This is a genomic window from Sphaerisporangium sp. NPDC049457 (genome assembly GCF_055586705.1).
The window spans coordinates 341,674-358,664 of the sequence record NZ_JBVJHR010000001.1 but is presented as its reverse complement, the minus strand read 5'-3'; the positions used below and the strand labels follow the sequence as shown (position 1 = coordinate 358,664).

20 protein-coding genes are annotated in these 16,991 nt (G+C 72.7%); 12 read left to right on the top strand and 8 right to left on the bottom strand.

Going from position 1 to position 16,991, the window contains the following annotated elements; translation table 11 throughout:
* Window positions 1-2: 2 nt before the first annotated feature.
* Complete coding sequence (locus ACZ6QO_RS01535) at window positions 3-398, bottom strand: hypothetical protein (RefSeq protein WP_465846589.1); 396 nt, start codon at window positions 396-398, stop codon at window positions 3-5.
* 170 nt (window positions 399-568) lie between these two features.
* Between ACZ6QO_RS01535 and ACZ6QO_RS01530 the strand changes: the two genes are divergently transcribed.
* Both ACZ6QO_RS01530 and ACZ6QO_RS01525 read left to right on the top strand, forming a co-directional pair.
* Window positions 569-1,291, top strand: coding sequence for a pyrimidine reductase family protein (locus ACZ6QO_RS01530; protein ID WP_465846588.1), 723 nt, complete (start codon window positions 569-571; stop codon window positions 1,289-1,291).
* On the top strand, window positions 1,288-2,547 hold the full coding sequence (locus ACZ6QO_RS01525; RefSeq protein ID WP_465846586.1) for an ATP-dependent DNA ligase: 1,260 nt from the start codon (window positions 1,288-1,290) through the stop codon (window positions 2,545-2,547). Before ACZ6QO_RS01530 ends, ACZ6QO_RS01525 begins: the two co-directional genes overlap by 4 nt.
* 164 nt (window positions 2,548-2,711) lie before the next feature.
* Here ACZ6QO_RS01525 and ACZ6QO_RS01520 read toward each other — a convergent pair whose 3' ends face one another.
* Together ACZ6QO_RS01520 and ACZ6QO_RS01515 are read right to left on the bottom strand one after the other, a co-directional pair.
* Window positions 2,712-3,314 (bottom strand): hypothetical protein, encoded by a 603-nt coding sequence (locus tag ACZ6QO_RS01520; protein WP_465846584.1) that lies wholly within the window; start codon window positions 3,312-3,314, stop codon window positions 2,712-2,714.
* A gap of 137 nt (window positions 3,315-3,451) precedes the next feature.
* Window positions 3,452-4,186, bottom strand: coding sequence for an AfsR/SARP family transcriptional regulator (locus tag ACZ6QO_RS01515; RefSeq protein WP_465846582.1), 735 nt, complete (start codon window positions 4,184-4,186; stop codon window positions 3,452-3,454).
* Window positions 4,187-4,336: 150 nt separating this feature from the next.
* Here ACZ6QO_RS01515 and ACZ6QO_RS01510 point away from each other — a divergent pair, with 150 nt between their 5' ends.
* Entirely contained in the window at window positions 4,337-4,576 is a 240-nt protein-coding gene (locus tag ACZ6QO_RS01510) for an RNA polymerase subunit sigma-70 (protein WP_465846580.1), read from the top strand.
* Window positions 4,573-5,133, top strand: a complete 561-nt coding sequence (locus ACZ6QO_RS01505) for a hypothetical protein (RefSeq protein WP_465846578.1) — start codon at window positions 4,573-4,575, stop codon at window positions 5,131-5,133. Before ACZ6QO_RS01510 ends, ACZ6QO_RS01505 begins: the two co-directional genes overlap by 4 nt.
* 102 nt (window positions 5,134-5,235) lie before the next feature.
* Here ACZ6QO_RS01505 and ACZ6QO_RS01500 read toward each other — a convergent pair whose 3' ends face one another.
* The gene (locus ACZ6QO_RS01500) at window positions 5,236-6,066 is read right to left on the bottom strand and encodes an alpha/beta fold hydrolase (RefSeq protein WP_465846576.1); all 831 of its coding nucleotides are present in this window, start codon (window positions 6,064-6,066) and stop codon (window positions 5,236-5,238) included.
* Window positions 6,067-6,123: 57 nt separating this feature from the next.
* Between ACZ6QO_RS01500 and ACZ6QO_RS01495 the strand changes: the two genes are divergently transcribed.
* The 6 genes from ACZ6QO_RS01495 to ACZ6QO_RS01470 all read left to right on the top strand — a co-directional run bounded on the left by ACZ6QO_RS01495 (window position 6,124) and on the right by ACZ6QO_RS01470 (window position 12,590).
* A complete protein-coding gene (locus tag ACZ6QO_RS01495) occupies window positions 6,124-6,666 on the top strand; it encodes a PadR family transcriptional regulator (protein WP_465846574.1) in 543 nt (180 codons plus the stop codon).
* 137 nt (window positions 6,667-6,803) lie between these two features.
* Complete coding sequence (locus ACZ6QO_RS01490) at window positions 6,804-7,994, top strand: carbohydrate kinase family protein (RefSeq protein WP_465846572.1); 1,191 nt, start codon at window positions 6,804-6,806, stop codon at window positions 7,992-7,994.
* A 3-nt stretch (window positions 7,995-7,997) separates the two neighbouring features.
* On the top strand, window positions 7,998-9,380 hold the full coding sequence (locus ACZ6QO_RS01485; RefSeq protein WP_465846570.1) for an extracellular solute-binding protein: 1,383 nt from the start codon (window positions 7,998-8,000) through the stop codon (window positions 9,378-9,380).
* The gene (locus ACZ6QO_RS01480; RefSeq protein WP_465846568.1) at window positions 9,377-10,306 is read left to right on the top strand and encodes a carbohydrate ABC transporter permease; all 930 of its coding nucleotides are present in this window, start codon (window positions 9,377-9,379) and stop codon (window positions 10,304-10,306) included. Before ACZ6QO_RS01485 ends, ACZ6QO_RS01480 begins: the two co-directional genes overlap by 4 nt.
* A gap of 78 nt (window positions 10,307-10,384) precedes the next feature.
* Window positions 10,385-11,200, top strand: coding sequence for a carbohydrate ABC transporter permease (locus tag ACZ6QO_RS01475; RefSeq protein ID WP_465846566.1), 816 nt, complete (start codon window positions 10,385-10,387; stop codon window positions 11,198-11,200).
* A gap of 121 nt (window positions 11,201-11,321) precedes the next feature.
* Window positions 11,322-12,590 carry a C39 family peptidase gene (locus ACZ6QO_RS01470; RefSeq protein ID WP_465846565.1) on the top strand — a complete coding sequence of 423 codons (1,269 nt, stop codon included), beginning with the start codon at window positions 11,322-11,324 and terminating at the stop codon, window positions 12,588-12,590.
* A 229-nt stretch (window positions 12,591-12,819) separates the two neighbouring features.
* Here the strand turns inward: ACZ6QO_RS01470 and ligD are convergent, their stop codons facing one another.
* Window positions 12,820-13,839: a non-homologous end-joining DNA ligase gene (gene ligD, locus ACZ6QO_RS01465; protein WP_465846563.1), complete on the bottom strand. Its 1,020-nt coding sequence runs from the start codon at window positions 13,837-13,839 to the stop codon at window positions 12,820-12,822.
* A gap of 127 nt (window positions 13,840-13,966) precedes the next feature.
* Between ligD and msrB the strand changes: the two genes are divergently transcribed.
* Window positions 13,967-14,380 carry a peptide-methionine (R)-S-oxide reductase MsrB gene (gene msrB, locus ACZ6QO_RS01460; protein WP_465846562.1) on the top strand — a complete coding sequence of 138 codons (414 nt, stop codon included), beginning with the start codon at window positions 13,967-13,969 and terminating at the stop codon, window positions 14,378-14,380.
* Window positions 14,381-14,545: 165 nt separating this feature from the next.
* Here the strand turns inward: msrB and ACZ6QO_RS01455 are convergent, their stop codons facing one another.
* Window positions 14,546-14,932, bottom strand: a complete 387-nt coding sequence (locus tag ACZ6QO_RS01455; RefSeq protein ID WP_465846560.1) for a nitroreductase/quinone reductase family protein — start codon at window positions 14,930-14,932, stop codon at window positions 14,546-14,548.
* A gap of 89 nt (window positions 14,933-15,021) precedes the next feature.
* The gene (locus ACZ6QO_RS01450) at window positions 15,022-15,492 is read right to left on the bottom strand and encodes a hypothetical protein (protein WP_465846559.1); all 471 of its coding nucleotides are present in this window, start codon (window positions 15,490-15,492) and stop codon (window positions 15,022-15,024) included.
* Window positions 15,493-15,597: 105 nt separating this feature from the next.
* Here ACZ6QO_RS01450 and ACZ6QO_RS01445 point away from each other — a divergent pair, with 105 nt between their 5' ends.
* Window positions 15,598-16,173 carry a TetR/AcrR family transcriptional regulator gene (locus ACZ6QO_RS01445; protein ID WP_465846558.1) on the top strand — a complete coding sequence of 192 codons (576 nt, stop codon included), beginning with the start codon at window positions 15,598-15,600 and terminating at the stop codon, window positions 16,171-16,173.
* Between the two features lie 316 nt (window positions 16,174-16,489).
* On the opposite strand, the gene ACZ6QO_RS01440 is transcribed toward ACZ6QO_RS01445, so the two are convergent.
* A complete protein-coding gene (locus tag ACZ6QO_RS01440; protein ID WP_465846557.1) occupies window positions 16,490-16,873 on the bottom strand; it encodes a hypothetical protein in 384 nt (127 codons plus the stop codon).
* Window positions 16,874-16,991: the final 118 nt, after the last annotated feature.

Sequence of the window (16,991 nt, the reverse complement as noted above, 5' to 3'; positions counted from 1 at the left end):
GCCTACATGGTCGCGGCGGTGAGCAACACCAGGACGAAGGTCGTCGCGGCGGCCAGGCCGTGCAGGACCACCGCGATGACGGGGAAGCCCTGCTCCGCTCCCTTGGCGTGGCGGCCGGCGCCGAGCCAGCGGGTGAACATGGTGAAGCCGAGCAGCAGGGCCGGGACGAGCAGGCTCAGCGACCCCCAGACGTAGCCGCGCCGGCCGCTGAGCAGGAACCCGGCCCACGAGGCCAGCGAGCAGACCCCGAGGGCGGGGTGCAGGAACACCAGCGTGGTGGGGAAGCGGGTCACCTTGGTCTTCTGCTGGCGCAGCCCTCCCCCGGCCAGCCACTTGCATAGGAGGTAGACCCCGAACCCCGCCGTAACCAGCCACATCACCACAGCCGCCAGCCGCACCGGGCCCTCCGATCTGCCAAGACGTCGTTTCCCTCCCCTACATCTCGGCGCGGCCGGGTAACGCTACGCATCTCAAGTCTCACAAATGGCTATATATGCCGAACTATTAGTCCGGCGACCTTGCCGCCCCCTCCACGACCGGCCCTTCCGCTTGTGCCAAGGTAGGAACCGTGCGACGGATTCTTCCCAGTCCAGCGGACGACGTCGATCTCGCCCACGCCTACGCCTATCCCGGGCACGAGTGGCTGCGCCTGAACATGGTGGCCGGCGCCGACGGAGGCGCGTGGCTCAAAGGCGTGTCGGAAGGCCTCTCAGGCAAGGGCGACCGGCGCGTCTTCGGCGTGCTGCGCGGCCTGGCCGACGTGGTGCTCGCCGGCGCCGCCACCGTGCGCACCGAGGCGTACGGCCCCGTCCGCCCGCGGCCCTCGTGGCGCGAGCTGCGCATGGGACGGCCGCTCACCCCGCCCATCGCCGTGATCACCCGGCGGTTGGACCTCGACCTGGGCAGCGCGCTGTTCACCGAGGCCGAGCCGTACGCCAGAACCATCGTGATCACCACCGAGCGCGCGCCCAAGGACCGCCGCGACGAGGCCGGCCGGAGGGCCGAGGTGATCGTGGCCGGTGACGAGCGGGTCGACATGTCGCTCGCCGTGGCCTCGCTGCGCGAGCGCGGCCTCGGCCGCATCCTGTGCGAGGGAGGCCCGAGGATCAACGGGCAGCTCGCGGCGGCCGGCCTGGTGGACGAGCTGTGCCTGACGATCAGCCCGGTCCTGACCGGCGGCGACGCGGCGCGCATCCTCAACGGCCCCGCCTCGAACGTCGCGATGCGCCTCGCGCACGTCCTGGAGGAAGAAGGCTTCCTCTTCTGCAAGTACACCCGGGAGCCGAGATGACCCGTCCCGACCGGCCTGGCGACCCCGTCCCGCCCGAGCCACCGGCCACCGGTCCCGCCGCCGAGACCGGGCCGCCCGCCGCGGTCTCTGACGGCACACGGGCCGAGGCCCCCGGCGGCGCGCCCGCCGAGGCCGCGGGGCCCGCGCGCAAGCGAGGCGCCGCCCCGCCGGAGCCGCCGCCCGAGATGGACCTGCCGGTCCCTCCACCGGTGGCGCCGATGCTGGCCAAGGCGGTCAAGGCGCTGCCCGCGCAGGACGGCGCCTTCGTGTACGAGCCGAAATGGGACGGCTTCCGGTGCATCGTGTTCCGGGAAGGCGACACGGTCTACCTGGGCAGCCGCAACGAGCGGCCGTTCAACCGCTACTTCCCCGAGCTCGTCGAGGCGGTGAAGCGCGAACTGCCCGAACGGTGCGTCGTCGACGGCGAGATCGTCCTGCGGCAGGGCCAGATCCTCGACTTCGACGCCCTTCAGCAGCGCATCCACCCGGCCGCCTCGCGGGTCAAGCTGCTCGCCGAGCGCACACCGGCCTCGTTCGTCGCCTTCGACCTGCTCGCGCTGGGCGACGAGAGCCTGATGGAGACGCCGTTCGGCGAGCGCCGCGCCCGGCTCGTCGAGGCACTGGCCGGCGCGGGCGACCGCGTGCGCCTCACGCCCGTCACCGCCAGCGACGAGCGCGCGGGCGAGTGGTTCGAGATGTTCGAGGGCGCGGGCCTGGACGGCATCGTGGTCAAGCGCACCGACCAGCCCTACGAGCCCGACCGGCGCACGATGCTCAAGGTCAAGCACGAGCGCACGGCCGACTGCGTCGTCGCCGGATACCGCGAGCACAAGTCGGGGCCGGTCGTCGGGTCGCTGCTGCTCGGCCTGTACGACGCGGCCGGCGTGCTGCACCACGTGGGAGTGGCGGCGTCGTTCCCGATGAAGCGCCGCGCCGAGCTGATCGACGAGCTGAAGCCCTACCTCCTGGAGGACCTGGGCGGACACCCCTGGAGCTCGTGGATGTCGCAGGACGAGAGCACCGCCCAGCGCATGCCGGGGGCGATCTCCCGCTGGAGCGCGGGCAAGAACCTCGCGTTCGTCCCGCTGGAGCCGACGCTGGTGGTCGAGGTGGCCTACGACCACATGGAGGGCAACCGGTTCCGGCACACCGCCCAGTTCCGGCGCTGGCGCACCGACCGCGCCCCCGAGTCCTGCACGTACGCCCAGCTCGAAACGCCGGTCGGTTACAACCTGGACGACATCCTGGCCCGCTGACCCACCAGGCGGGACCGGGCCCGAGGGACCCGAGAGACATGGGCGACTCGCCCATGTCCCTGTGCGCCGGTGTCCGCAGAGAGCCCGCCGAGGTCCCGCGGGAGGGCTCAGTCCTCCATCATCGGCGATGACTTCTCGGACATGCCCTTCTCAGAGGTGCCCTTCTACGACTTATCCGACATGCCCTTCTCGGAAGAGGTGCCTCTCTCGGACTTCTCGGACATGCCCCGCTCGGAGGTGCCCTTCTCGCTCTTCTCGGACATGCCCTTCTCGGACATGCCCTTCTCGGAGGTGCCCATCTGGGACTTCTCCGACATACCCCGCCGCTCGGAGGTGCCCCTCTCCGACATCTCCGACCTTTCCTTCTTGGCGGACCCCTTCTCCGACTTCTCGGTGCGCTTGCCGGAGGAGCCCTCTCGTCTCTTCCCCGAGCCGTCACAGGCGGCGAAGCCGCTGTCGTAGCCGGCGGAGTACCCGCGCTCGAAGTCCGCCTCGGCCGCCTTCAGGCCCTGGGACCTGTTCTTCTTGCCGCTGCCGGACTCGCAGGCGTCCCTGCCGTCCGCGTAGCCCTCCCCGTACCCCTTCTTGTAGTCTTCGCGGTCGCGCGGCAGCACGCGCAGACCCGCCGGCGCCGCCGTGTCCTGCCACGCGCCGGTCACCGCCGTGGCCGGTCGCGGGTCCGAGGACGCCTGCGCGGCCCCGGAGGCGTAGAGCGAGAGCGACAGCAGCGCCGGGCCGAGGACCATCAGGGATCGCTTGCCAACCATGGCCGACTCCTTGTTCTGTCGTGGCCGTGATGCCGGCCGCCAAGGGCGGAGGCCGCCCGTGGGGACGAACCACATGCTTTCCGGTCTCCCGCCACCAGGCCGTGACACCGGCGTGACAGCACGAGGACGGCGGCGGATCAGCGCTGGGCGACCACGCGCAAGCCCGCGACGAGTCCCGTCACCAGCGGGGTCGGGCGAAGTCCCAGTTCGGAGGCGAGGAGGCTCTCGTAGCGCTCGAAGTCGCGCAGGGCCTCCGCCTGGTTGCCCTCGGCCAGGTGGGCGCGGATCAGCGCCGCGTGGGCGCTCTCGCGCAGCGGCTCGGCGCGCACGGCCACCCCGGCGGCGGCGACGGCGTCGGCGAACCGCCCGGCATCGGTGAAGTCGTCGGCCAGCGCCTCCAGCGCGTGCAGGCGCAACTGGTGCCATTCCTCGGCCTCGCGGACCACCCAGTCGTCGTACCAGCCGGGCAGCAGGTCGACCGAGAGCGCCTCCACGGCGGCCGCGCTGAGGTCCCGCCCGCCCGTCCGCGTGCACGGGTCGAGCACCCGGCGGGCCAGGGCGCGCGCCTCCCCGATGTCGACGCCGGCGGCCCGGCTCAGCCGCACCTCCGTGGACCCGATGTCCAGCACCTGCCGGCCGGCGTCCTCCAGCCGGGCCAGCGCGGACCGCAGGCTCGCCTGCGCCCGCCGCTCGGGCCGGTCGGGCCACAGCGTTCCCGCCAGCAGCGTGCGCGGCACGGCCTGCCCGCAGAGGGCGGTGAACGACACCAGACGCTCGGTGCCGCCCGAGACCGTCGCCTGCTCCCCTCCGGCCAGGAGCCGGAAGCCTCCCAGAAGATCGACCCGCAGCGCGGGCCGCTCGCCGCTCGCCATAGTTCAGCTGCCTCCCACATGGAAGCGAGTCGTCTGGTAAGCAGCCCTCCCGTCCCCGTCTCTCCCCGGCTATGTACCCGGACGCCCGAGTTTGTCCCGTCTTCGTCAGCTTCTGCTGACAACCGGCCCGTGTCAGCTTATGCTGACGTCATGAGCGCAGTGACCGAACTCGCCGCGGCCGCCGACGGCCGCGATCCCGCCACCGGCCTGGCCGCCGTGGCCGCTCTGCGCAGGCTCCTGGAAGAGCTGGAGGCCGCGCACGTCGGCAACGCCCGCGCCCAGGGCTGGTCGTGGGAGGCGATCGCCGCCGCCCTCGGCGTGCGCCGGCAGACGGCGCACAGGAAGCACGCCCACCGGGTCGTCGGCGAGGCATCAGGGAGTGAGAGATGAGCATGTTCACCAGGTTCGCCCCGGCGGCGCGGCAGGCCATGGTCCGGGCGGGCCTGCTCGCCGTGGACGCGGGCCGGCCCGTCCTGGACGAGGACGTCATCCTGCTGGCGCTGGCCGAGACCCGTCCCTTCGACGGGCCGCTGGACGGCTTCGAGCTGACCGCCGAGACGGTCCGCGCCGCCGTCGGCTCCGCCCCGGGCGACCGCGAGCTGCTGGCCACGCTGGGCATCGACCTGGACGAGGTGCGCCGGCGCCTGTCCGGGCTCGCGCGGCCGGACGATCCGGCCCGCTGGTCCCTGTGGCGGTCGCGGTGGCGCCCATTGCGCGTGACGCTGTCCGGCCCCGTCCACGACCTGCCGCTCACCGGCGCGGCCAGGAAGGTCGTGGAGGTCGCCATGCACCGGCGCGGGGCGGCGGCCGGGCCGGTGACCGGGGAGGACCTCATGTGCGGCCTGCTGGCCGACGGCGCCGGCCGCTCGGTCCGCATCATGCGCGCCGGCGGCGTCGACCTCCGCCGGCTGGCCGCCGGCCTCGGCTTCCTCCACCGAGCCGCCTGAAACCGCCGAGCCGCCTGGCACCGCCGTACCACGGCACCCCAGGCCGACCAATGGCCTGGAGTGCGCCGCCGGGCGGCGCCCAGGGGGCGGGTCCGGGGAGTGTCAGCCCCGGTGCCGGTTGACGAACGTCATGATCGTGTCCAGGACCTGCGGCCCGTGCGGGGTGTCGAAGAGCGAGGACGCGTGCGCCGACTCGCCCTCGACGATTACGAGCCGCCGGTCGGGAGCGCCGGTGGCCGCGTCGTGGACCTCTTTCATCCGTCGCGGCCGGTCGGCGTCATCGGCGCCGGTGATCTGCAGCAGCGGCACCGTGAGCCGGGCCGCCTCCTCGGGAAGGGGCGGCCCCGCCAGGGTGACCACCGAGGCGACACGGTCGCCCAGCCTCAGCGCGGCGCCCACCGACAGCGTGCCGCCCATCGAGCCGCCGGCCAGGACCAGGCGCTTGACGCCGCGTTCCCTGCCCAGCCGCCTGGCCATGGCGACGATGTTGTCCTCCGGGAGGGCCTCCAGGTCACGGGCGTAGAGCAGCACGCGGTAGCGGGCGGCCACCAGCCGGTCGGCCAGGGGCCGCCAGGTGCAGGCGTTGCCGCCGCGCTCGTAGGAGATCACGACGCCCGTGGAGCCCTTGCCCATCACGACGCCGGGCAGATCCTCCTCGCCGTAGGTGAAGATCTCGCCGTCGTCCTCGGTGTAACACCCCGAGAGGTTCGGCCCCTTCGGGACCGGGCGCGGCGTCGGGGACGGCGGCGGCGTGGGGGTGGACGCCGGGGAAGGCGCCGGGGAGGGCACCGCGGCCGGCGTCGAGGCGGGTGTGCCGGACGCCGGGGGGCCGGAGCTCGCGGCCTGCCCGTTCGCGCCCGTCGTGCCCGCCTCGCCCCCGCACGCGCTCAGCGCCAGGACCAGTGCCGCCGCCAGGCCGGCGATCGCTCGCATGACCACCTCGCTCTATGTCTGAACTGACATAGTGCCGCACACTACACTCGGGTGGCGATGCCTTCAACACTTGGTTTCGCGATCCTGGCCGCGCTGGCCAAGGGCGCGAGGACCGGCTACCAGCTGACCGCGGTGATGAACCGCCCGGTGAGCTACTTCTGGACGGCCAAACACAGCCAGATCCACACCGAGCTGCAGAAGCTGCTCGCCGACGGCCTGGTGCGGTACGAGGCCGAGCACGGGCCGGGGCCGCAGGGCAAGAAGGTCTACCACCTGACCGGCGAGGGCAGGGCGGCGCTGCGCGAGTGGGTCACCGAGCCGCCGCGCGCCCGCGCCGAGCGCGACGAGCTGGTGCTGAAGACCTACGCGTCCTGGATCGCCGACCCGGCCGAGATGGCCGAGCTCTTCCGCGCCCAGCTCGCCCTGCACGACGAGCGCATCGCCCAGTACGAGCGGCAGCAGGCGGACTTCGAGGCGATCCCCGACCCCGGGGAGCCGTCCTTCGGCAACTACGCGACCCTGTGGTGCGGCCTCAGCTACGAACGCCACCGCGCCGCCTGGTGCCGTTGGATGATCGAGCGGCTCGACCCGCCCGCGTGAGGCGTCCCCGCCGCACCGCGGAGCCGGCGGCGCCCTTGACCTGCCGCACCGCGACCGCCGCCCTTGATATGGGCGGCCGGAACATGCAAGAGTCGCACATCTTCGCACATCTTCGCACGTGGAGGAGTAACCCTGCCGTGTCAGCCCAGGCGTACGACCCACTGGCCGAACAACGCGGCCCCGACGGGCCCGAGTTCGACGTCTTCACGGCGGGCACCGTCTTCCTGGACATCGTCTTCACGGGCCTGCAGGCCATGCCCGCCGCGGGCACCGAGGTGTGGGCGGAGGGCATGGGCTCGTGCCCGGGCGGCATCGCCAACCTCGCCATCGCCTCCAGCCGCCTCGGGCTGCGCACCTCGATGGCCGCCGCGTTCGGCGACGACGATTACGCCGACTTCAACTGGCGCATCCTGTCGGAGCAGGAGTCGGTCGACCTGTCGCGCTCGCGCCGGTTCCAGCAGTGGCACTCCCCGGTGACGGTCTCGATGGCCGTCAACCGCGACCGCAGCATGGTCACCCACGGCCACCCCGCGCCCATGACCCCGACGCAGATGATCGGCCGCCCGCCCCGGTCGCGGGCGGTCATCGCGCCGCTGTCGGCCGAGGAGCCGCTCGGCAGCGGCGGCGACACGTGCGGCTGGGCCGACCTGGCGCGCAAGGACGGCGCGCTGGTCTTCGCCGACGTCGGCTGGGACCCTTCGGAGACCTGGTCGGCCACGGTGCTCGACCAACTCTCGGTCTGCCACGCCTTCATGCCGAACGCCGTCGAGGCCATGGCCTACACCGGCACCGAAACCCCGCGCGAGGCCCTGTACGCCATCGCCGACCGCGTGCCGCTCGCGGTGGTGACCGACGGCGCCAACGGCGCGATGGCCATCGACTCCACCACCGGCGAGGAGGCCTACGCCCCGGCGCTGCGGGTGACCGCGCTCGACCCGACCGGGGCCGGCGACGTCTTCGGGGCCGGCCTGGTGCTCGGCACCCTGTCCGGCTGGCCGCTCGCCGACCGCCTGTCGTTCGCCGGGGTCTGCTCGGCCCTCGCCGTGCAGCAGTTCGGCGGCTCGCTCGCCGCACCCGGCTGGGGCGACATCGCCGACTGGTGGCACGACGTGCGGGCCTCGGCCGCGAGCGGCCACAGCGGCGCCTACATCGACTCGCTGGCCCGCCGGTACGCCTTCCTGGACAAGCTCGTGCCCACCGTCCCCGTGGGCGCCGTGCGCCGCGCCGCCGCCACCATGTCGCGGCACGCCGACGTGGACGCGGGCGCCACCGTGACGCCCACCCCGTCCGAGACCGCGGGCGAGACCGCTCCCCACGAAAGAGGCTGAGGCTTGATCTCCCCCCGCCCTCGGCGCGCGGCGCCCGCCGCCGCCCTCGCCGCCCTCGCGGCCTTCGCCATGCTGGCCGCCTCCTGCGCGCCGGGCTCCGGCGGCCCGGCCGCGCCGACCGCCGCGCCGTCCGGCGGCGCGGTGCGCACCGACGCCGCCGCGCTCGGCGAGGTGACCCTGACCGTGTGGGACCAGGAGGTCCGCGGCGGCCAGGACGCGCAGATGAAGCAGCTCAACGCCGCGTTCAGCGCCAAGTACCCCAACATCACCATCAAGCGGGTCTCGCGGTCGTTCGACGACCTCAAGACCACCCTGCGGCTGGCACTCAGCGGCAACGAGCCCCCGGACGTGGTCGAGGCCAACAACGGGCGCTCCGACATGGGCGCCTTCGTCAAGGCGGGGCAGCTTCGCCCGCTCGACGCCTACGCCGCGGCCTACCGCTGGGCCGACCGCTATCCCGCCTCCGTCCTGCGCTACTCCCGCTACAGCGCCGACGGCAAGATCTTCGGCGAGGGCGGCCTGTACGGGCTGCCGCAGGTCGGCGAGGTCGTCGGCGTCTACTACAACGCCGCCAAGCTGGCCAGGCTCGGCCTGCGGCCGCCGGCGACGTGGGGCGACTTCCAGGCGGCGCTGGAGAAGGCCGAGCAGGCGGGCGAGGTGCCGATGCAGCTCGGCAACCTGGACAAGTGGCCGGCCATCCACCTGTTCGGCACCGTCCAGAGCCGCACGGTCGATCCCGCGACGATCCGCACGCTGGCGTTCGGCCGCAAGGGCGCCACCTGGCTCACGCCGGAGAACACCCGCGCCGCCGAGGAGCTGGCGGGCTGGGCGCGCAAGGGGTACCTCCCCAAGGGGTTCAACGGACAGGGGTACGACCCGGCATGGCAGGCGTTCGGCAAGGGCCAGGGCGTCTTCCTGATCGCCGGCACCTGGCTGCTCGCCGACCTGGAGAAGTCCCTGGGCGGCGACCTCGGCTTCATGCTGCCTCCCGGCGCGGACGCCGGCGCCCCGCCGGTGGCCACCGGCGGCACCGGCCTGCCGTTCGCGGTCACCGCCAGGAGCCCGCACCCCGACGCCGCCGCCGCGTACGTGAACTTCATCACCGACGCGAACGCGATGAAGGTGCTCGCCGCCACCGGCAACCTGCCGATCGCCGGCGCCGCGGAGCAGAACGTCCCCTCCGGCCCGCGCAAGGACGCCTTCACCGCCTTCGGCTCCGCCTCCGCCGCCGACGGGCTCGTCCCGTACCTGGACTACGCCACGCCCACGATGTACGACACGCTCGGCGCGGCGCTGCAGGACCTGCTGGCCGGGCGGGCGGCGCCGCGCGCGTTCCTGGAGCGGCTGGAGAAGGACTACCACGCCTTCGCGGAGGCCAACGGGTGACGCCCCACGACGCCGGCCATCCTCGGGCCGGTCGGCGCGGCCGCCCGGCGGGCACGCCTCCGGGAGAGCCCCGGCGGGTCGCGTATCTGTATCTGCTGCCCGCCTTCGCCGTCTACGCGGCCTTCCTGCTCTATCCCATCGGCCGCGCCGTCCAGATCTCGCTGTACGACTGGGACGGGCTCACGCTGGGACGCTGGGCCGGGCTGGGCAACTACGCGGCCATCGCCGCCGACGCCGGGCTGCGGGCGGCGTTCGGCCACGCGGCGGTGCTGGTCGTGTTCTACGCCGCGTTCCCGCTGGCCGTGGGGCTGACGCTGGCGGCCGTGCTGAACCACGCCAAGGTGCGGGGCCTGGCCTTCTTCCGCACCGTGGTGTTCGTGCCGCAGGTGGTCGCGATGGTGGTGGTGGCCGTCGCCTGGCGCCGGGTGTACGCGCCGGACGGGACGCTGAACGACATCCTGCGCGGCCTCGGACTGGACTCCCTCACCCGGGGCTGGCTCGGCGACTACGCCTTCGCGCTGCCCGCCGTCGGCGTGGTGGGCACGTGGTTCGAGAGCGGCCTGGTCACCGTGCTGCTGCTGGCCGGCATGAGCCGCGTCCCGCTCGACCTGTACGAGGCCGCGCGGCTGGAGGGGGCCGGCGCCGTGCGCGAGTTCTTCGCGATCACCCTGCCCTCGGTGCGCGGCGAGATCGCGGTCGCGCTGACGCTGACCGTGATCGCCGCGCTGCGCACGTTCGACCTGGTGTACGTCACCACCCGGGGCGGGCCAGGTGACTCCACCTCGGTGCCGTCGTTCGCGGTGTACCACCGGGCGTTCGAGCTGGGCCAGGTCGGCTCGGCGGCGGCCATCGGGGTCACGCTGACCGCCCTGATCTTCGCCGTGTCGTTCGCCGTCAACCGCCTCGCCGACCGGGCCGCCTCGTGAGAGCCGCGTCGTGAGGGCCTTCCCCCCGGCCCCGCCTGCGGCCGCCGCGGCGGCCTCGCGCAGAAAGCGTGCCCGCCGATGATCTCGCGTGCCGAACGCGTCGCCAACTACGCCATCCTGATCGCCTTCGCGGCGTTCGCGCTGTTCCCCGTGCTGACGATCCTGGCCGCGGCGCTCGGTCCTGACGACGGCGCCGCCGCGGGCGCGGGCCTGGCGGGGATGCACCCGGAGAACTTCGCGCGGGCGTGGGAGATCGGCCGGTTCGGCGGCTACCTGCGCACCAGCCTGGCCGTGTCGGCGTTCGTGGTCGTGGTGGCGGTCGTGCTGTCGGTGATGAGCGGGTACGCCTTCGGGACGATGCGCTTCCGCGGCCAGAGCGCGCTGTTCTACCTCTTCCTGCTCGGGATCATGATGCCGAGCGAGGCGATCGCCGTGCCGCTCTTCTTCGACCTGCGCGCGCTCGGGCTCACCGACACCTTCTGGGCGGTCGCCCTGCCGCAGGTCGCGATGTCGGTGTCCTTCGGCACGTTCTGGATGCGGGCGTACTTCCGGGCGAGCGGCAGGGCCGTCGTGGAGGCCGCCCGCATCGACGGCGCCTCCCACTGGCGTACGCTGTGGCAGGTGCTGGTGCCGCCGGCCCGCCCGGCGATCGTCACGCTGTCCGTGCTGGTCTTCATGTGGACGTGGAACGAGTTCCTCATCCCGCTGATCATGGTGACCAAGGAGTCGCTGCGCACGGCGCCGCTCGGCCTGGCCTTCTTCCAGGGGCAGTACACCTCGGGGTTCACCCTGCTGGCGGCCGGTGCGGTGATCGTGGCCACCCCGGTCGTGGTGTTCTACCTGTTCCTTCAGCGCCACTTCATCCGCGGCCTGCTCGAAGGCTCCGTCCGCTGACCGCGCGCCGCCATGTGGCCAGGACGTCACCTTTGTCTACTCATACGTAAACCATCCGATGCGAGCGGCGGTCGGAGGATCTACCGTCGGCGGCCAACCGACCCACAGGCAAGGTGAGCCCATGCGCGTGCTGACCATGTACTTCTCCGCCTTCCTCTCCGCCGTCCTGTTCACCGCGACCTGCGCCGCGAGCGCCGCGAGCCCCGCCGCGGCCGCGAGCGACGCCGGTCCGGTGGACGTGACCTACCAGCGAGCCTCGTTCCACCAGGGCAAGGCCGAGGGCGTGGCCCCCGGCGCCGCCCTCGCCTTCGCCCACCCCGTGGGAACCACCTCCTACACCGACGCCCTCGGCACCAAGACCTGGGAGTACGCCCGCTGGACCGGCAAGGAGCGGCCGATCGGCTTCGCCGCCACCGAGGCCGTCGCCTCCTGGAACGCCGAGGTCCCCTCCGGAAGCTGGCTGCAGGTGGAGATGCGCGGGCGCAACTCCACTGGCCTCAGCAAGTGGTACGTGCTCGGCCGCTGGGCCTACGCCGAGGGCGACATCGAGCGCACCTCGGTGCCGAGGCAGGGCGACGACGACGGCTACGTCGCCGTCGACACCTTCGTCGCCGCGGACGACCGGCCGATCACCGCCTACCAGCTTCGCGTCACGCTGTACCGCACGCCGGGCTCGCACGTGAGGCCGAAGGTGCGGGCGCTGGGCGCCATGGCCTCGGCCGCCCCCGACCGCGCGACCGTGCCGGTCAGCCCGGGCGGCGCCGCGTGGGGCGTCGAGCTGAACGTGCCGCGCCGGTCCCAGAACGTCCACGTCGGCCACTACCCCGAATGGGACGGCGGCGGGGAGGCGTGGTGCAGCCCGACCTCCACCACGATGGTCCTCGGCTACTGGGGCAGATGGCCGAGCGCGCGGGACACCGCGTGGGTCGACCCCGCCGACCCCGACCCCGAGGTCGACTACGCGGCGCGGTACACCTACGACCACGCCTACGAGGGCGCCGGCAACTGGCCGTTCAACACCGCCTACGCCGGTCGGTACGGCATGGAGGGGTTCGTCACCCGGCTGCGCTCGCTGACCGAGATGGAGCGCCTGATCGCCGCGGGCGTCCCCGTGGTGACCTCGCAGTCGTTCAAGAAGGAGGAGCTGCCCGGGGCCGGGTACAGCACCAACGGCCACCTCATGGTGATCGTCGGCTTCACCGCGACCGGTGACGTGATCGCCAACGACCCCGCCTCGCCGGACGACGACGCGGTGCGCCACGTCTACCCGAGGGCGAACTTCGAGAACGTCTGGCTGCGCGGCTCCAGCAGCCGCGGCATCGTCTACGTCATCCACCCGCCGAACCGCCCGCTGCCCCCCGCCACCCCGGGCCTGCCCGCCAACTGGTAGACCGCCTCGTGCGCCCGGCCGCCGTTCCGTTCCGGACGGCGGCCGGGCGCACGCACGCGTCGAAGGCGGCCACTGCCGGCGAGGCGACCGCCGCGGATCGCGGCCGACCGGCTCGCCTCGGCAGCGCCGCCGGCCCCCTGGCTCGGGACACCGCCGGGCCTGCCCGAGCACTGACGGGCCCGGACCGAGGGATCGGCTCGGACCGAGGGGTCAGCCTGGTCCGAGGGGGTCAGCCCGGCCCGGCCTCGCCGGTCTCGGGTCTGGCCTTGCTGGGCTGGACGCGTTTGGGCTCGCCCGGCATCTTGGGATAGTTGGGCGGATAGGGCATGTCGCCGCGTTCGTCCTTGGCGTACCACTCGAGCAGCGGCTCGACGGAGAAGGCGCGGTCGTCGATCTCGGCGTGCACGTCGCCGATCTCGGCGAAGCGCGCGGGGACGGTGCGGATGTCGAAGTCGCGCGGGTCGGCGTCGGCGAGCTCATCCCAGGTGAGCGGCGTCGAAACCGGGGCGTTGGGCCTCGCCCGCACCGAGTAGGCGCTGGCGATGGTGCGGTCGCGGGCGTTCTGGTTGTAGTCGATGAAGACCTTCTCGCCGCGCTCCTCCTTCCACCAGGCCGTGGTGGTCAGATCGGGACGCCGGCGCTCGACCTCGCGGGCCAGGGCGATGGCGCTCTGGCGGACCTCGGTGAACGACCAGCGGCGCTCGATGCGCACGTTGATGTGGATGCCGCGGTTGCCCGAGGTCTTGGGGAAGCCGCGCATGCCGAGCTCGTCGAGGACCTCGCGCACCGCGAACGCCGTCGCGCGGGCGTCCTCGAAGCCGGTGCCCGGCTGGGGGTCGAGGTCGATGCGCAGCTCGTCGGGATGCTCGACGTCGTCGGCGCGGGCGGGCCAGGGGTGGAAGTCGATCGTGCCCAGGTTGGCGCAGTAGGCGATGGCGGCGACCTCGGTCACCCGCAGCGCGTCGGCGCTGCGGCCGCTGGGGAACCGCACGGTGACGGTCTGCAGCCAGTCGGGGTGCCGGGGCGGCACGCGTTTCTGGTAGATCGCCTCGGTGAGGACGCCGTCGGGATGGCGCTTGAGGTAGGTGGGCCGGTCTCTGAGCGCGCGCAGCGCGCCCTCGCCGACCGACACGTAGTATTCGACCAGCTCACGCTTGGTCGCACCGATGTCTGGAAAGTAGACCTTGTCTGGGTTGGTGACCTTGATGATCCGGCCCCCGACGTTGAGCTCGATGAACGGCGACGCCATGCCTCCGACCGTACCCCGGGGCACCGACAGGAACCGGGCCGCCCCGCCCCGCCGCACCCGCTGACGAAGTGCTTACGTCACCGGCCCGCGGGACCGTCCGAGCGGTGGGCCCGCATAGTCTTGAGGCATGGAAAAGGTGGTCAAGAGCGAGTCCGAGTGGCGCGTCCAGCTGTCCCCCGAGGAGTTCCGCGTGCTGCGCCAGGCGGGCACCGAGCCGGCGTGGACCGGTGAGTACGTCGACACCAAGACCGAGGGGGTCTACTCCTGCCGTGCCTGCGGAGCCGAGCTGTTCCGGTCCAACACCAAGTTCGACTCGCACTGCGGGTGGCCGTCGTTCTTCGAGCCCTCGAAGTCCGAGGCCGTGACGCTGATCGAGGATCACTCCCTGGGCATGTCCCGCGTCGAGGTGCGCTGCGCCCGCTGCGACTCCCACCTCGGGCACGTCTTCCACGGCGAGGGGTATTCGACCCCCACCGACGACCGCTACTGCATCAACTCGGTCTCCCTGCGACTGGACCCCGCCGACTCGGAGCACCGGTAAGACCAGCGGCACAGGCACCCGCGATCGCGTCATGGCCGTGCGCGGGGGCGGCGAGGAAGGCGTTCGACGACTGAAACGAGGCCCGCGGCCCCCTGGCGGCCACCCCGTCCCAGCGGCGTGGGACGGCCGCCGGTGCAGGTCTGCCCGCCGGCCGGCGGGCCGTCTTCAGGCATCGCGGACGAGGAACACCGGGTGGTGGGGGGCGATGGCCGCGAAGGCGTCCAGGCCATCCCGCCGGCGGGCGGCGAGGTGCGGCCGGGCGCCGGGCGCGATCTCGAGGTAGCGGCGCAGAATGGGCGCCCGAAGCTCGGCGTCCACCTCCTCCAGCAGGACCGGGCGGCGCCCGCCGTGGCGCAGGACCGCATGGCCGCCCGCGGCACGGACGTTGCGCACCCAGTTGGCCTCCTCTCCCATCATCGACACCAGGTATTCGCGGCCGGCGACGTCCGCCAGCGCCAGCGGCACCTCGATCGTCCGGCCGCTGGATCGGCCGCGCACCTCCAGGACGACCGCCTGGCGCGGCATGAGCCTGCCCGTCCCGAACGTCAGCACATCGAGCCGGTTCAGAGCCCGCGCCAGTCTTCCGGGGCGGTTCCGGCGGTACATCCACCGCTTAAGCGCGTGAAGAGGCCGGCGGGCGATCATGCCGGCCACAAAGTGTGCTGCGCCCACACCGCCCGCATCGCCTCGGCCAAGGCGGTCCCGGTGAACCACCACACGGCGACGACGGTGGCGCTCAGCACGCAGGAAGCGATGACCGCCCCCACGCGCCGTTCCCGGTCCGGTGCCAGCGGCTTCCAGACGACCGCGAGCACCGTTCCGACCAGCGCGAACGAGGCCACCGTCAGGGCGTCGCCCTGGTGCGCGTGCACCAGGACCGTCGGCGGCAGTTCCCGCCCGGCGCTGCGCGCGGCGGCCTGCAGCGTCGTGTACAACGTGGAGCCCGCCTGTTCCGCCCACACCGCGAGCACCGCGTTCAGCACACCGGCCAGGACCAGCGGAATGCGCAGCCCGCGCCGTGTCCTCGGAAGCCAGGCGTAGAGAAGGGCCAGGAGGGCGGCGAGGGGCGCGCTGATGACCGCCAGATGGGCTGCGATCACGTGCGTCGGCATATTCCTCTCCTCTTCAAAAGGGGGATCCCCATCGTCTCCACTTCTGGCAAAGACTGTCAATATGGCATCAACTGCCAAGTTGGCGCGTCGGGCTATCGTGACGGCATGGCCCTGACTCTTCGTGAACGCAACCGGCTGGCCGCGGTGCACCACATCATCGACACCGCTATGGACCTCTTCGACGAGCACGGCTACGGCGGGGTGACGATCGAACAGATCGCCACCGCCGCAGGCGTCTCCCCGCGTACCTTCTATCGCTACTTCGGCACCAAGGAAGGGCTGTTCACGACAGACCCGTACACGGCCATCGGCAAAGACCAGATGGAACCCCACATCGACGTGCACGACCTGCCCGGCACGTTGCGGCGGATCGTCGCCGTCATCGCCGCGCCCCGGCACGAGGGCGTGGCCCAGAGCCGGCCCTGGCGCGGCATGCGATACGTGCTGGAGGAACCCGTGGTCCGCACGGCCGTGTACGCCGGGCTGGATGAGGCCAGCCGGCGGTTGGCCGACCTGCTGCACGCCACCGGCATGACCGCCACGCGAGCCCGCGTCGTGGCCCGCACCTACTGGTTCGGTGTCTACTTCGGCTCGCTGGAGCAGTGGCACCTCGACGGGCGCGAGCGCCCCCTGAGCGACTACATCGAGATGGCGCTGGCCGCGCTGGACGACCTGACGTAGCCATCGCCCGGGCTTCCGTGCTCACCGGCCGCCTCATACATCCCGGGCCGGTAACGCAAAGCCAGTGCGATGTGACGGTCAGCGAGTGTTCATGCGCCGTACGGGTAGACCACAACCGGGCTCTCCGCTTTCGCGGGAGCCCGGGTCCGGGTTCGTGCGGGAGCGGCGTGCACCTTCGCCACAGGTGGGAGACGATCGAGACCATCGGCCGGGTGGTCACGCAGCGCTGCGCGGTCTGCGGAAAGACCCGCGTCCGGGTGGGCAGGCGGCCCTCCCCGCCGCGGGCCGAGGCCGCGGCGGGCCGGAGCGGCGCCGGTCAGTGCGGCGCCGGGTGGGTCAGGCGGCACGACTTGTCGCCGGCGCCGAGCACGTTGGCCAGCACCGGGTTGCCGTTCTGGCCGAACCCCGCCTGGACGAACACCACGGGGTGCTGGTCGCCGACCTCCTGAACGAGGTACTCAAGGCCCCGCTTGCACAGGTCGAGCGCCGGCTTGGAGTTGTGCGCCGACTCCGGCAGGTCGGTGTAGATACGCAGATACTTGCCGACGGTCCTGATGTCGGTGATCCGCTTGACGGCCTTGTCGCCCTCCCAGCGCCGCTTGAAGTAGGTCACGGCGCCGGCGTCGGTGTGCTCGGAGGGCCCCGACGCGGTCTTCGCCGGGTCGCGGGCCTTCTTGGCCTTGGCGCCGGCGGCCCGCACCTGCGCGCCGGCGCCCGCCGGAGGGGGGGGGGGGGGGGCGGGGGGGGGGGGGGGGACCCTTGGTGGGGAGGGGACAGCGCCCACGGCGGAACGGGCGCCCCCGGAGCGAAAAAAAACC